Origin of the sequence: Streptomyces sp. NPDC051214, from assembly GCF_040682375.1 — a bacterium.
Taxonomy (GTDB): Bacteria; Actinomycetota; Actinomycetes; order Streptomycetales; family Streptomycetaceae; genus Streptomyces.
In genome coordinates, this window is the sequence record NZ_JBFBAT010000010.1 from 16,635 (window position 1) to 30,497 (window position 13,863).

Sequence of the window (13,863 nt, forward strand, 5' to 3'; positions counted from 1 at the left end):
GCACGTAGCGTAGTTGAGGGGCGATGCGGGTACCAAAGCCCTACCCTTCGGGTCGCCTGGGCGGGTCAATGCAGCACACTGTTCTCTCGTGAGTTCCCATCCCCCGATACCCACCCGAGTCGTGCTGCTCGCCGGCCCCTCGGGCTCAGGCAAGTCGTCGTTCGCGGCCCTCACGGGGCTGCCGGTCCTGTGCCTCGACGACTTCTACAAGGAACACGACGACCCGACACTGCCGCAGGTCCCCGGCAGCACGGACATCGACTGGGACTCCCCCGCATCCTGGGACACGGACGTGGCCGTCGCCGCCATCGAGCGGCTGTGCCGCACGGGACGTACGCGCATCCCCGTCTACGACATCGCCACCAGCTCGCGTACGGGCGAGACGGCGATGGACATCGAGCGCACACCGCTGTTCATCGCGGAGGGCATCTTCGCGGCGGACATCGTGGAGCGGTGCCGGGAGATAGGGGTGCTCGCCGACGCGATCTGTCTGCGGGGGCGGCCCTCCACCACGTTCCGGCGGCGGCTTCTGCGGGACCTGCGCGAGGGGCGGAAGTCGGTGGCGTTCCTGCTGCGGCGCGGCTGGCGGCTGATGCGGGCCGAGCGGGCGATCGTCGCCCGGCAGACCGCTCTCGGCGCTCACCCCTGTGGCAAGGACGAGGCCCTGGGACGGCTCGCGGCCGCTGCCGCCGGGCGGTGCGCCAAGGCCCGCGCGGACGCCGCGTAGCCCCGCGAGGGGGGCGGTGCACCAACAGCAGAAGGACCGGAAAGACCCCCCGGCCTTCCGGTCCCGCCACTTTTTCCCCCGTGGATCCCCCGTGATCCCCGTGCTTCCCCCGTGTCCCCCCTGCTTCCGCCGCCTCCCCCCCGGGAGCGGCGGCCCCCCGTGATCCCTAGGCGACCAACTCGCCGAAGGACTCCTCCTGGTCACGGCCGAAGCTGAGGACGTCGTCCTCGCGCAGCCGGCGCAGGGAGCGCCAGATGCTGGACTTCACCGTGCCCACGCTGATGTCGAGGATGTCGGCGATCTCGGGGTCCGTGCGGCCCTCGTAGTACCGCAGGACCAGCATCGTCCGCTGCAGTTCGGGGAGGCGGGCCAGGGCCTGCCAGAGAACCGCACGGAGTTCGGTGCCACGCATCGCGTCCGTGTCGCCCGCCGTCTCCGGCAGCTCCTCGGTCGGGTATTCGTTGAGCTTGCGGCGCCGCCAGGCGCTGATGTGCAGGTTGGTCATGGTGCGGCGGAGGTACCCGCCGACCGCGGCCTTGTCGCTGATCCTGTCCCAGGCCCGGTACGTCGAGAAGAGGGCGCTCTGGAGCAGGTCCTCGGCCTCGAAACGGTCACCGGTCAGGTGATAGGCGGTTGCGTACAGGGAGGCACGACGCTCCTGGACGTAGGCGGTGAACTCCGCCTCCGACGCTGTGGTGCGCTCCCCCGTGTCCTCCCTGTACGCGGCTCCCCCGTGAGCCCCCCCATCGGTTCCCCCGTTGTCCCCGCGGGTTTCCCCCGGGAACGCGTCAACCACCGTCATGTACGCGGTGTGCTGACGCCCGGTGCCGCGAGCGCACCCCCGCCCGCTCACGGCACCGGACTTCTCGTGCCTCTCGGCAGGCCGGATCACGTCGTGGAGACGCGTGATTACTGCGCTTGAGCTGGTGCTGTGCAGTGTGTTCATCTCGCGCCCCCCGTCGGTGGAGTCCGGCTGTTTCCGTGTGACCAAAACTCTGCCGGACCCACTTCATGACGGTGTCCGCCGACTGTCACAGGCCTGCAACAGGCCTTCCATGTGTAGGGGAGAAGTGTGGGAGCCGACCAACAGTCGAACTGTGCCCGTGCCATGGGACAGAATGACGTCCGTGCCTTCCCTGTTGCTGATCGAGGACGACGACGCCATCCGTACGGCCCTTGAGCTTTCGCTCACCCGCCAAGGGCATCGGGTGGCCACTGCTGCCACCGGCGAGGACGGCCTGAAGCTGCTCAGTGAGCAGCGGCCGGACCTGATCGTGCTGGATGTGATGCTGCCGGGCATCGACGGCTTCGAGGTGTGCCGTCGCATCCGGCGCACCGACCAGTTGCCGATCATCCTGCTGACCGCGCGCAGCGACGACATCGACGTCGTCGTCGGGCTCGAGTCCGGTGCCGACGACTATGTGGTCAAACCCGTGCAGGGACGGGTGCTCGACGCCCGTATCCGTGCGGTGCTTCGGCGCGGTGAGCGCGAGGCCAATGACGCGGCGACGTTCGGTTCGCTCGTCATCGACCGCGCCGCCATGACCGTCACGAAGAACGGCGAGGACCTGCAGCTCACGCCGACCGAGCTGCGGCTGCTCCTGGAGCTGAGCCGCAGGCCCGGACAGGCGCTCTCGCGGCAGCAGTTGCTGCGTCTGGTGTGGGAGCACGACTACCTCGGTGACTCCCGGCTCGTCGACGCGTGTGTGCAGCGGCTGCGGGCGAAGGTGGAGGACGTGCCGTCCTCGCCGACGCTGATCCGTACGGTGCGTGGAGTGGGCTACCGGCTGGACACTCCTCAGTGACCAAACCGCAGGACCAGCTCCGCGGTTGGGCCGCGGCGCGCAAGGCGATCATGGCGGGGCTCCGTTTCACGAGCCTCAGGCTCCGGCTTGTCGTGGTGTTCGGTCTGGTGGCGCTCACCGCCGCCGTGACGGCGTCCGGAATCGCGTACTGGCTGAACCGCGAGGCGGTCCTGACGCGTGCGCAGGACGCGGCCCTGAAGGACTTCCAGCAGGAGATGCAGACCCGCGCCGGTGCGCTGCCGCCCAATCCGACCCAGGACGAGCTGCAGCAGGCCGCCGGGACGATGGCCAACAGCAGCCAGCGCTACAGCGTGCTCCTGATCGGGAAGGACGCCGACGGTGACACGATCGTCGGCTACTCCGACCTGGACGCCTTCACGCTCGCCGACGTGCCCAAGTCCCTGCGCAAGACGGTGAACAAGGAGCAGCCGCTCACCTCCAGCAACAAGAGCCCGTACCACCTGTACTGGCAGCGGACCGTCGAGGGCGGCACCCCGTATCTCGTGGGCGGCGCCAAGGTCATCGGCGGCGGCCCGACCGGTTACATGCTCAAGTCCCTGGAGCCGGAGGCGAAGGACCTGAGTTCGCTCGGCTGGTCCCTCGCCATCGCCACGGGGCTCGCGCTCATCGGCTCCGCGCTGCTCGCGCAGGCCGCCGCGACCACCGTGCTCAAACCGGTGCACCGGCTCGGCGTCGCCGCGCGGCGGCTCGGCGAGGGCAAGCTGGACACGCGTCTTCGGGTGTCGGGCACGGATGAACTGGCCGATCTGTCACGGACGTTCAACCGGACCGCGGAGAGCCTGGAGAAGAAGGTCGACGACATGAGCGCCCGTGACGAGGCGTCGCGGCGCTTCGTCGCCGACATGTCGCACGAGCTGCGTACGCCGCTGACCGCGATCACCGCGGTGACGGAGGTCCTGGAAGAGGAGCTGGACGCCGAGACCGGGTCCGTCGATCCGATGATCGAGCCCGCCGTGCGGCTCGTGGTCAGCGAGACCCGCCGGCTGAACGACCTGGTGGAGAACCTGATGGAGGTCACCCGCTTCGACGCGGGTACGGCCAGGCTCGTCCTGGACCACGTCGACATCGCCGACCAGATCACGGCGTGCATCGACGCCCGTGCCTGGCTCGACGCGGTCGAGCTGGACGCGGAGCGCGGCATCATGGTGCGGCTCGACCCGCGCCGTCTGGACGTCATCCTGGCGAACCTGATCGGCAACGCGCTCAAGCACGGCGGCTCCCCGGTGGAGGTCTCGGTGCGGCTCGCGGGCGAGAAGCTCGTCATCGCGGTGCGTGACGGGGGCCCCGGCATCCCCGAGGACGTCCTGCCGCACGTCTTCGACCGCTTCTACAAGGCGAGCGCGTCCCGGCCGCGGTCGGAGGGCAGCGGCCTGGGGCTCTCCATCGCCCTGGAGAACGCGCATATCCACGGCGGGGAGATCACCGCCGCGAACTCGCCCAAGGGCGGCGCGGTGTTCACGCTGTGGCTGCCGCGCGACCCGTCGGAGCTGCTGCCCGAGGACGAGCCCGCGGCGGGCACGGACGGCGACGACGTCGTCGAGGGAGAGAAGCGATGAACCACCGACGGCTGCGCGTCGCGCTGCTCGCCACCGCGCTGACCACGCTCCTGGCGGGCTGCGGCATCCGCGCGACGGAGGTGCCCACGGACTTCGGCCCCGGGCCATCGCGGGTGCCCTGCGTGATGTCCGGGTCGAGCATCGCGTCGCAGTCCAGCGGGGTTCCCGTGCAGGTCTTCCTGGTGTGCGCGGCGCAGCTGGTGACCGTCGACCGGTCGGTGCGGATTCCCACCGAGAAGGCGACGACGGACCGCGTGCGGATCGCGCAGGCGCTCCTCGACGAGCTGTCGCATGCGCCCTCGGCCCCGGAGAAGCAGGCGGGATTCGCGACGGACGTACGCGGCGGCACGGTCGTCGGCGGCCCCCGGAAGGGCGACCCCGAGGACGCGCTGCGGTTCAGCACGTCCCCGGAGGATCTGTCGGCGTTCGCTCTGGCACAGATCGTTTGCACGTTCGCGGACAGCGCGGCGGCGGGCGAAGACCGAGAGGTGATCATGGGCGGCCCCGGCGACGACCCGCTGCGCCGCTACGAATGCACCCAGGCGGTCCGGCAGCGCCCCGGGACGGTGGCTCCGCCCACCGAGACCGTGCGGTAGTCGATCAAGACAGTCACGGTGTGCGATCAGGACAGTGCGTGTTCCGGGAGTGAATGCGCGGAACCGATCCTGCCGTCGGGCGCGTCTTGGGGGGCGTGCGTCAAGGCTCGGGCGGCCACGGGGCCGCCATCCGCTTCCGTGCGGCAGGAGGATTCCTCCTCGTCGCGCATCTTCTGTTCGTCGGCTGGCTCACTCTGCGTCCACTGGACGTGCCGTGGGTCAGCGCGGCGAATCTGCAGCCGTTCGCCGGCATCAAGGCGGATCTGGCGCTCGGACCTGTGCAGGCCGCCCGGCAGATAGGCGGCAGTCTGCTGCTCCTCGCCCCGCTCGGTGCGCTGCTTCCGCTCGCCGGTGGGCGGGTTCACGTGTCACCGCTCGGTTCGCTGGTGCGGACGGTCGCGGCGGGCGCGCTGATCTCGCTCGGCATCGAACTGCTGCAGACCGGGGTCCCCGGGCAGGTCGTCGACATCGACTCGCTGTTCCTGAACTCCGTGGGCGTGGCCCTCGCGCATCTCGCCGTGGTGCCCGCGGCCAGGGCCAGGCTCCGCCGCCGTACGGACGGGGAGCATCGGGCGGCCCTCCTGCGGGAGGACGCCTCTCAGGGGCCGACCCCGACGATTCCCAGGGTCGGCGTCGCACCTTAGGGCGACGCCTCGCCCGCTTCGTGAACGTAGCTTTGAGTCATCGGGGAAGACGCCCCGGAGCGTCTCGGGGAACGGCCCCGAGCCTCATCGCCACGGTTCACGAAGGAGCCACCATGACCGCCCTTGCCCGCCCCACCCACGGCCGGATGTTCGGCGGAGTGTGTGCCGCCCTCGCCCAGCGTTTCCACACGTCGGCCACCACGATGCGCGTGATCTTCGTGGTCTCGTGCCTGCTGCCGGGGCCGCAGTTCCTGCTCTACCTCGCGCTCTGGGCCCTGTTGCCCTCCGAGGGCAAGGCCAGGCAGGCAGCCTGGTGAACCGGCGGCCCCCGCCGCCACCGCACACGTACGCCGATGGGGCGCACCCTTGAAGAAGGGTGCGCCCCATCGGCGTGTGCGGGGACCGCGAGGATCAGCCGAGCGGCAGACCGTTCAGGCCCAGGCCCTCGGTGGGCAGACCCTGGAGGGGCAGGCCCTGCGTGGGCAGGGCGCCGGCGAGCGGCAGGCCACCGAGCAGACCGGAGACCGGGTCGGCCGCGGCGGGCTTGCCCCGGTCGCTGGCGTCCTTCATGCTCTGGCCGAGCTTGTCCACGGTCGGCGCGGAGGCCTGCAGGGTGCTGCCGAGCACGTTCTGGCCGGCGGAGATCGCCTCGGGGCCACCGGCGGGCAGCTTCTCGCCGACCGCTTCCATGGGGAGCACGGTGGTGGCGGAACCCAGGGCGCCCGTGGCGTCGGGCAGGGCCGGCGCGGCGGTGGCGGCACCCGCACCGGCGGCGGCGAAGGCGGCGCCGAGAGCGGCGACACCGAGGGTCTTGGCGGCAGACTGCTTCATCTTCAATGCGTCCTTGATGACGGGGACTTTCGAGCGGCCCATGACCGTAAACATGTGAAGGGGCGGTCCGCAAACAGCGAAACAGCAAAAGCGCGGCCGGGAATTAATGTTCCCGGCCGCGCCCACACTGCTTCGTTTCCTGTTACACGTCGACAGAAGCCCTGGTGGAGGCGGTCTGACGGAACAGCCATTCGGACTTCAGCTCGGCATATCCGGGCTTGATGACGTCATTGATCATGGCCAGTCGTTCATCGAAAGGAATGAACGCTGATTTCATCGCATTGACTGTGAACCACTGCATGTCGTCGAGCGTGTAGCCGAATGTCCCGACCAGGTGCTCGAATTCGCGGCTCATGCTGGTGCCGGACATCAGACGGTTGTCGGTATTCACCGTGGCCCGGAAGTGCAGCTTGCGGAGCAGACCGATGGGGTGGTCGGCGTACGAGTCGGCCGCGCCCGTCTGCAGGTTGGAGCTGGGGCACATCTCCAGGGGGATGCGCTTGTCGCGGACGTAGCTGGCGAGGCGGCCGAGCTTCACGGTGCCGTCGTCGGCGACCTGGATGTCGTCGATGATCCGCACGCCGTGGCCGAGGCGGTCGGCGCCGCACCACTGCAGGGCCTGCCAGATGGACGGCAGACCGAAGGCCTCACCGGCGTGGATGGTGAAGTGGTTGTTCTCGCGCTTGAGGTACTCGAAGGCGTCGAGGTGCCGGGTGGGCGGGAAGCCCGCCTCCGCGCCCGCGATGTCGAAGCCGACGACGCCCAGATCGCGGTAGCGGTTGGCGAGTTCGGCGATCTCCAGGGCGCGGGCCGCGTGCCGCATGGCGGTGAGCAGCGCGCCCACGCGGATGCGGTGACCGTTCTCCTTCGCGCGCCGCTCGCCTTCCCGGAAGCCTTCGTTGACGGCCTCGACGACCTCTTCGAGGGTGAGGCCCTGCTCCAGGTGCTGCTCGGGGGCGTACCGGATCTCGGCGTAGACGACGCCGTCCTCGGCGAGGTCCTCGGCGCACTCGGCCGCCACGCGCTTGAGGGCGTCCTTCGTCTGCATCACCGCGCAGGTGTGCGCGAAGGTCTCCAGATAGCGCGGCAGCGAACCGGAGTCGGCGGCTTCCCTGAACCAGATCCCCAGCTTGTCGGGGTCGGTCTCGGGCAGACCCTCGTAACCCGACTCGCGGGCGAGGTCGACGATCGTGCCGGGGCGCAGGCCGCCGTCGAGGTGGTCGTGCAGGAGCACCTTCGGGGCGCGGCGGATCTGGTCGGCGCTGGGCGTTTCGCGGTCCGTCTGACCGGCTTTGGTGGTCTGGCTCGTCATCTCGGCACTCTAGCGCCTACGCGCGTAGATCGCCGGGTGGATCTCACGGGTCGATACGTAACAGTGACCCCGCGGACGGGTGGCGTACACCATCGCTTCTGACACTGTTCTGTCATGGCACAGCAAGCGACGCCCGATTCCGCGCGCGCGGCCAGGCTCGGACGCGTGATCGGCGCCCGTCCTTCGGCGGTCAGCGGCGCGGTGCTGCTGCTCCCCGGCGGCCACGAGACCTCCGACCGCAAGCCGTCCCCGTTCGCCGCGTCCTCGGTGCGCGCGCTCGGCCGCAGGCTCGCCCAGGACGGCCGCACGGAGGGACTCGCCGTGCACGTCGTGCACTACCGCAGCCGCGGGTGGAACGGTGCGCAGGCGCAGCTCGCGCGGGACGCGGAGTGGGCCGCCGACGAGATCGTCCGGCTCTACGGCGACGTCTCGATCTGCCTCGTGGGCCGGGACATGGGCGGCCGGGCCGCTCTGCGGGCCTGCGGCCACGAAGCGGTCAACTCCGTCCTGGCGCTGGCCCCTTGGCTGCCGGAGGACGACGTGGCCGCCTCCCCCGAGCCGGTGAAACAGCTCGCCGGGCGGCGGGTCCTGATCGTGCACGGCACGAACGACGAACGGACCGACCCCGAGCTCTCGTTCCGTCTCGCGGCGCGGGCGAAGAAGGCCAACCGTGAAGTCTGCCGGTTCGAGGTCCACTCCGACGGCCACCGGTTGCAGCAGCATCAGTCCGAAGTCCAGGCGCTGGCCTCGGACTTCGTCATGGGCTCACTGTTCGGCCACGCGTACGCGCGCCCCCTGGAGGACGCGCTGGCGGCTCCGCCGCCGCTGGGGCTGCGGATGCCTCTTGCCTCCGGCTTCGGGCGTTCGATGCGGCACTGAGCGATGACACCAAGGGGCTTCGCCCCCTGGACCCCCCGTACAGGATGTCCTCAAACGCCGGACGGCTGACACGAGAGAGAAGTCACTCCGGCAGCAGCCTCCCCCGCCGCCCCAGCAGGAACTTCTTGAACGCCGCCACCGGCGGAGTGTCCGGATGCCCGTCCAGCCACGCAACGCCGATCTCCCGCACCGCCCGCTGCCCCGTCACCGTCAGCTCCACGACCCCCGGGCGCGGCACGGCCGGCGGCGGCAGGAGGGCCACGCCCAGGCCCGCCGCGACCAGGCCACGCAGCGTCTCCGCCTCCTCCCCCTCGAACGCGACCCGCGGCTTGAAGCCCGCCTGCTGGCAGAGGTCGTCCGTGATGCGCCGCAGGCCGTAGCCGGGTTCGAGGGTCACGAACGCCTCGTCCGCCGCCTCCGCGAGACGCACCCGCTTACGGGAGGCGAGGCGGTGGTCGTCCGGCACGACAAGGCGCAGCCGCTGTTCGTCCAGGCGGCGGGCGACGAGATCCGGCGCGTCCGGCACGGGCGACGTCAGGCACAGATCGAGCTCCCCCGCCCGAAGGCGCTCGATCATCGCCTCCCCGTAGTTCTGTACGAGGCTGAAGCGGACCCGCGGATGATCCGCGCGGAAGGCGCGGATGAGGCCGGGCACGGTCTCCGAGCCCATGGTGTGCAGAAAGCCGAAGGCCACCTTGCCCGATGCCGGGTCCGCGTCCGCCCGCACCGACTCCGCGGCCCGCTCCACCTCACCGAGCGCCCGCTCGACGGAGGCCAGGAACGTACGGCCCGCCGGGGTCAGCGACACCGTACGGCCGTGGCGTGCGAACAGGTCGACCCCCAGGTCCTGTTCGAGGCGCACCAGCGCACGCGACAGCGTCGACTGCGGCACCTGCATCTCCTGCGCGGCCCGCGTCACATGCTCCGTGCGCGCGACCCCCGCGAAGTACGCGAGGCGCGGCGAGAGCAGCGCGGACCAGGACTCCGGGGTCAGCTCGGCAGGCGCGGACACCGCCGAGCCGATGTCTCCTACGTAACTGCTCTGCGACAGACGCCGCTCTGAACTGCGCTCATGCACCATGGGAACGATTATGACCAGTCCATGCATTGGACGGATGAGTCGTGTGTGCCTACGTTCGATGCATGCCTCCTGCCAGTAGCGGGGCGTCCGTCACCCACGCGGCCGCCCACACCCCGTCGTCCCCGCAGACCTCGTCGTCCCCGCAGACCGAACCCGCCGACACGCGCCTGAACCCCGGCGGCCCCGGCTACCGCCGGATGAGCTTCGCCCTCTTCCTCGCCGGCGTCGCGACCTTCGCCCTCCTCTACTCCACGCAGGCGCTGCTCCCCCTCGTCTCCGCCGACTTCGGCGTCAGCGCGAGCTCGGCGAGCTGGACGGTGTCCGCCGCCACGGGCGCGCTGGCCCTCTTCGTGCTGCCCCTGAGCGCGCTCAGCGAGCGGTTCGGGCGGCGCACGCTCATGACCGTCTCGCTGACGGTCGCGGTGGTCGTGGGTCTCCTCGTCCCCTTCGCGCCCTCCATCGGCGCGCTCATCGCGCTGCGCGCCGTCCAGGGCGCCGCGCTCGCCGGGCTCCCGGCCTCCGCGATGGCCTTCCTCGCGGAAGAGGTCAGGCCCAAGGCGCTGGTCGCCGCGATCGGCATGTTCGTGGCGGGGAACTCCATCGGCGGCATGAGCGGACGCATCATCACCGGCTGGGTCGCGCAGGCATGGGGCTGGCGCGTGGCCGTGGCCGTGGTGGGTGTCGTGGCCGTCCTGTGCGCCCTCGCCTTCCGCGCGCTGCTCCCCGCGCCGCGCCACTTCACGGCGGGCTCACTCAACCCCAAGGCCCTTGGCCGGACGATCCGTTCGCACCTCGCCAACCCGCTGCTGTGCAGGCTGTACGCGATCGGCGCGCTGTTCATGACGGTGTTCGGCGCGGTCTACACCGTCATCGGCTACCGCCTCACCGAGGCTCCCTTCTCGCTCCCGCAGGGCATCATCGGCTCGATCTTCCTGGTCTACCTCGTCGGTACGGTCTCGTCGGCCGCCGCGGGAAAGCTGGTGACGCGGCTCGGGCGGCGCGGGGCGCTGTACCTGGCGGTGAGCACGACGGCCGGCGGTCTGCTGCTCTCCCTCTCCGACTCCCTGGTCATGGTGCTGCTCGGGCTCGTCCTGATCACCGCGGGGTTCTTCGCCGGGCATGCGGTCGCCTCCTCGTCCGTGAGCCGGACGGCCACCACGGGGCGTGCGCAGGCATCGGCGCTCTACCAGTCCGCGTACTACCTGGGCTCCAGCGCGGGCGGCACGCTCGGCGCGGTCGCCTTCCACGCGGGGGGCTGGGCCGGGACGGTGGGCCTGGGGCTGCTCGCGGTGAGCGGCGTCGTGTCCCTCACCGTCTGGGGGTCGCACGTGGCCCGGGTCCAGGAGCGGCGCGACCGGCAGCGGCTGGTGGCGGCGCACTAGTCGGCTGCTGCTGCCCTGGGCGACCCCCTCCCGCCTGCGGGTTTTCCGACTCCGGGGGCCGTTGTCAGTGGGCTGCGGTAGCTTCCAAAGTGCCGGGACTTTCGTGGCAGCCGCAGGGGTGGGTGGGTTGGTATGACTGACATCGCAGGGACGACGTCGGAACTCGACGTCACGCTGGAGAAACACCGGGTCGAGCTGACCGGGTACTGCTATCGCATGCTGGGCTCCGCCTTCGAGGCGGAGGACGCGGTGCAGGACACGATGGTCCGCGCCTGGCGGAGCTACGAGAAGTTCGAGGGCCGCTCCAGCCTGAGGTCCTGGCTGTACAGGATCGCGACGAACGTCTGCCTGGACATGCTGAACGCGGGCAACCGCCGGGCCCGCCCCATGGACCTGACCGCGTCGGCGCCGCTCGCGCAGGCCGCGCTCACCCCGCGCCCGGACAACGTATGGCTGGAGCCGATGCCGGACGCGCGCGTGCTGCCCTCCGTCAGCGACCCCGCCGAGGCCGCCGTGGCGAAGGAGTCCGTGCGGCTCGCGTTCGTCGCCGCCCTGCAGCAACTGCCGCCCAAGCAGCGGGCGGTGCTGATCCTGCGCGAGGTCCTCGCGTGGAAGGCCAGCGAGGCGGCCGAGCTCCTCGACACCTCGGTGGCCTCCGTCAACAGCGCGTTGCAGCGGGCGCGGGCGACGCTGGCCGAGGGACCCGGCGACGACACCGCCGTGTCCGACCCCCTGGACGAGGAACAGCAGAAGCTCCTCGAGCGGTACGTCGCCGCCTTCGAGGGGTACGACATGGCGGCGCTGACGGCGCTGCTGCACGAAGACGCCATCATGACGATGCCCCCGTTCGACCTGTGGCTGCGCGGCACGGCCGACATCACCGGCTTCATGTCGACGATCGGCGCTTCCTGTGCCGACAGCCGCCTGTTCCCGGTCGACGTCAACGGCACGCCGGGCTTCGCCCACTACAAGCCCGACCCCGAGAAGGGTGGGTTCGCGCCCTGGGCGATTCAGGTCATCGAGATCTCAGAGGGGCGGATCGCGGGCTTCCACTGCTTCCTGGACACGCCCCGGTGGTTCCCGCTGTTCGGCCTGCCGACCCATCTCGATCTCCATGGGGAGCCCGACGAGGTCCAGTAGCTCGCGGAGGGCCGGGGCCGGGTTGCGCAGGCGGATGCGGCCGCCTGCGCGGCGGGCGGTGAGCTGGAGTCTGGCGAGGGTGTCTATCGCGGCGAGGACGGGTGGGCCTACGTCTGCGACGTCGCACACGAGGACTTTCGCGCCGGTTGCTTGCAGCGCGGCGCGGGCCTCTTCGCAGAGGCGGTGGGTGGCTTCTCGGTCGAGGGTGCCGGTGAGGGTGAGGGTCGGCTGCGGCTTTGGGTTCATGTTGGGGGGACTGGGCGGGCGCGCAGAACTCATCGGCAGGTTCACCGTTTCGCCTGCGGCGGGCCGCTCTGGCGCGGGGGCCTTGGTGGGCGCGATCACCGGCTTCGCCGAGTTCGTCCTCAAACGCCGGACGGGCTGAACCACTCAGCCCGGCCGGCGTTTGAGGCCATCTTTTGGGGGTCCAGGGGGCGGAGCCCCATGGTTTTGGGAAGGGGCGGGGTGGGGGAAGGGAAACCCCTACGCGATGCGGTCCAACACGATCGGCGTCGGGGCGAAGCCCGTGCCCTCCGGGGCGATGTCGAAGGAACCGGTCACCGACTCCAGCGCGTACTCGAACCGCTCCGGAGTATCCGTGTGCAGAGTCATCAACGGCTCCCCCGCGCGGACCTGAGCGCCCGGCTTCGCGTGCAGCTCAACCCCCGCGCCCGCCTGCACCACGTCCTCCTTGCGCGCACGCCCCGCGCCCAGGCGCCACGCGGCGACGCCGACGTCGTACGCGTCCAGGCGGGTCAGGACACCCGACGACGGTGCCGTCACGACGTGCGTCTCCCGGGCCACCGGGAGGGCCGCGTCCGGGTCGCCGCCCTGGGCGGAGATCATCCGGCGCCAGACGTCCATCGCCGAGCCGTCGGCCAGCGCCTTCGCCGGGTCGACGTCACGCAGGCCCGCCGCGTCCAGCATTTCGCGCGCCAGGGCGAGGGTGAGCTCGACGACGTCGGAGGGGCCACCGCCCGCGAGGACCTCCACCGACTCGCGGACCTCGAGCGCGTTGCCCGCCGTCAGGCCGAGCGGCGTGGACATGTCGGTGAGGAGCGCCACCGTGCGTACGCCGTGGTCCGTGCCCAGGCCCACCATCGTGGACGCCAGCTCACGCGCGTCCTCCAGCGTCTTCATGAAGGCGCCGGTGCCGACCTTCACGTCCAGGACGAGCGAGCCCGTACCCTCCGCGATCTTCTTCGACATGATCGAGGAGGCGATCAGGGGGATGGCCTCGACCGTTCCCGTCACGTCCCGCAGCGCGTACAGCTTCTTGTCCGCGGGGGCCAGGCCGTCGCCCGCCGCGCAGATCACCGAGCCCACGCCGTCCAGGACCGACAGCATCTCCTCGTTCGAGAGGAGGGCGCGCCAGCCGGGGATCGACTCCAGCTTGTCCAGCGTGCCGCCCGTGTGGCCGAGGCCCCGGCCCGACAGCTGCGGAACCGCCGCGCCGCACGCCGCGACCAGCGGGGCGAGCGGCAGCGTGATCTTGTCGCCGACACCGCCCGTGGAGTGCTTGTCGGCCGTGGGGCGGGAGAGCGACGAGAAGTCCATGCGCTCGCCGCTCGCGATCATCGCGGCGGTCCAGCGGGCGATCTCGCCGCGGTTCATGCCGTTCAGCAGGATCGCCATGGCCAGGGCCGACATCTGCTCGTCGGCGACCACGCCGCGCGTGTACGCGTCGATGACCCAGTCGATCTGCTCGCCGCTCAGTTCGCCGCGGTCCCGCTTCGTACGGATGACGGAGATGACGTCCATGACTCCCCTTTGCGCCTAAACCGGCGCCGCTTTCGCGGACCGGGTTCTCGCCGTGGTGGTTGCTCAATTGGTGGTCGCGGTGATCACCTAAGTGCCACCGCATCTGGGTGAGGCGACTCTACGCGCAT

General features: G+C 70.7%; 15 protein-coding genes. 9 read left to right on the forward strand and 6 right to left on the reverse strand.

The features are described 5' to 3' along the window. The first annotated feature begins 88 nt into the window (after positions 1-88). Positions 89-727 carry an ATP-binding protein gene (locus AB0M70_RS25840; RefSeq protein ID WP_365823234.1) on the forward strand — a complete coding sequence of 213 codons (639 nt, stop codon included), beginning with the start codon at positions 89-91 and terminating at the stop codon, positions 725-727. A 166-nt stretch (positions 728-893) separates the two neighbouring features. Here the strand turns inward: AB0M70_RS25840 and AB0M70_RS25845 are convergent, their stop codons facing one another. Then, positions 894-1,673, reverse strand: coding sequence for a SigE family RNA polymerase sigma factor (locus AB0M70_RS25845; RefSeq protein WP_363208882.1), 780 nt, complete (start codon positions 1,671-1,673; stop codon positions 894-896). 181 nt (positions 1,674-1,854) lie between these two features. Here AB0M70_RS25845 and afsQ1 point away from each other — a divergent pair, with 181 nt between their 5' ends. From afsQ1 to AB0M70_RS25870, 5 genes are all read left to right on the forward strand, one after another. Then, on the forward strand, positions 1,855-2,532 hold the full coding sequence (afsQ1, locus tag AB0M70_RS25850; protein ID WP_030562528.1) for a two-component system response regulator AfsQ1: 678 nt from the start codon (positions 1,855-1,857) through the stop codon (positions 2,530-2,532). Beyond that, positions 2,529-4,109 carry a HAMP domain-containing sensor histidine kinase gene (locus AB0M70_RS25855; protein WP_365823237.1) on the forward strand — a complete coding sequence of 527 codons (1,581 nt, stop codon included), beginning with the start codon at positions 2,529-2,531 and terminating at the stop codon, positions 4,107-4,109. The genes afsQ1 and AB0M70_RS25855 overlap by 4 nt, the downstream gene beginning before the upstream one ends. Further along, a complete protein-coding gene (locus AB0M70_RS25860; protein ID WP_365823239.1) occupies positions 4,106-4,705 on the forward strand; it encodes a hypothetical protein in 600 nt (199 codons plus the stop codon). The genes AB0M70_RS25855 and AB0M70_RS25860 overlap by 4 nt, the downstream gene beginning before the upstream one ends. Before the next feature lie 53 nt (positions 4,706-4,758). Beyond that, positions 4,759-5,349 carry a VanZ family protein gene (locus AB0M70_RS25865; protein WP_365823241.1) on the forward strand — a complete coding sequence of 197 codons (591 nt, stop codon included), beginning with the start codon at positions 4,759-4,761 and terminating at the stop codon, positions 5,347-5,349. A 113-nt stretch (positions 5,350-5,462) separates the two neighbouring features. Next, positions 5,463-5,666: a PspC domain-containing protein gene (locus AB0M70_RS25870; protein WP_365823243.1), complete on the forward strand. Its 204-nt coding sequence runs from the start codon at positions 5,463-5,465 to the stop codon at positions 5,664-5,666. A gap of 94 nt (positions 5,667-5,760) precedes the next feature. Here the strand turns inward: AB0M70_RS25870 and AB0M70_RS25875 are convergent, their stop codons facing one another. Then, positions 5,761-6,180 carry an ATP-binding protein gene (locus AB0M70_RS25875; RefSeq protein WP_365823774.1) on the reverse strand — a complete coding sequence of 140 codons (420 nt, stop codon included), beginning with the start codon at positions 6,178-6,180 and terminating at the stop codon, positions 5,761-5,763. Positions 6,181-6,322: 142 nt separating this feature from the next. Further along, positions 6,323-7,492: an adenosine deaminase gene (locus AB0M70_RS25880; RefSeq protein ID WP_363208875.1), complete on the reverse strand. Its 1,170-nt coding sequence runs from the start codon at positions 7,490-7,492 to the stop codon at positions 6,323-6,325. 114 nt (positions 7,493-7,606) lie between these two features. Here AB0M70_RS25880 and AB0M70_RS25885 point away from each other — a divergent pair, with 114 nt between their 5' ends. Beyond that, positions 7,607-8,371, forward strand: coding sequence for a prolyl oligopeptidase family serine peptidase (locus AB0M70_RS25885; protein WP_365823245.1), 765 nt, complete (start codon positions 7,607-7,609; stop codon positions 8,369-8,371). An 82-nt stretch (positions 8,372-8,453) separates the two neighbouring features. Here the strand turns inward: AB0M70_RS25885 and AB0M70_RS25890 are convergent, their stop codons facing one another. Continuing rightward, positions 8,454-9,452 carry a LysR family transcriptional regulator gene (locus AB0M70_RS25890; protein WP_365823247.1) on the reverse strand — a complete coding sequence of 333 codons (999 nt, stop codon included), beginning with the start codon at positions 9,450-9,452 and terminating at the stop codon, positions 8,454-8,456. A 62-nt stretch (positions 9,453-9,514) separates the two neighbouring features. Between AB0M70_RS25890 and AB0M70_RS25895 the strand changes: the two genes are divergently transcribed. After that, on the forward strand, positions 9,515-10,834 hold the full coding sequence (locus AB0M70_RS25895) for an MFS transporter (RefSeq protein ID WP_365823249.1): 1,320 nt from the start codon (positions 9,515-9,517) through the stop codon (positions 10,832-10,834). Between the two features lie 132 nt (positions 10,835-10,966). After that, positions 10,967-11,974, forward strand: a complete 1,008-nt coding sequence (locus tag AB0M70_RS25900) for a sigma-70 family RNA polymerase sigma factor (RefSeq protein ID WP_365823251.1) — start codon at positions 10,967-10,969, stop codon at positions 11,972-11,974. Here AB0M70_RS25900 and AB0M70_RS25905 read toward each other — a convergent pair. Next, the gene (locus AB0M70_RS25905; protein WP_365823253.1) at positions 11,861-12,253 is read right to left on the reverse strand and encodes an STAS domain-containing protein; all 393 of its coding nucleotides are present in this window, start codon (positions 12,251-12,253) and stop codon (positions 11,861-11,863) included. The genes AB0M70_RS25900 and AB0M70_RS25905 overlap by 114 nt on opposite strands. 204 nt (positions 12,254-12,457) lie before the next feature. Further along, positions 12,458-13,735 carry a thymidine phosphorylase gene (locus tag AB0M70_RS25910; protein WP_365823255.1) on the reverse strand — a complete coding sequence of 426 codons (1,278 nt, stop codon included), beginning with the start codon at positions 13,733-13,735 and terminating at the stop codon, positions 12,458-12,460. Between the last annotated feature and the right edge of the window lie 128 nt (positions 13,736-13,863).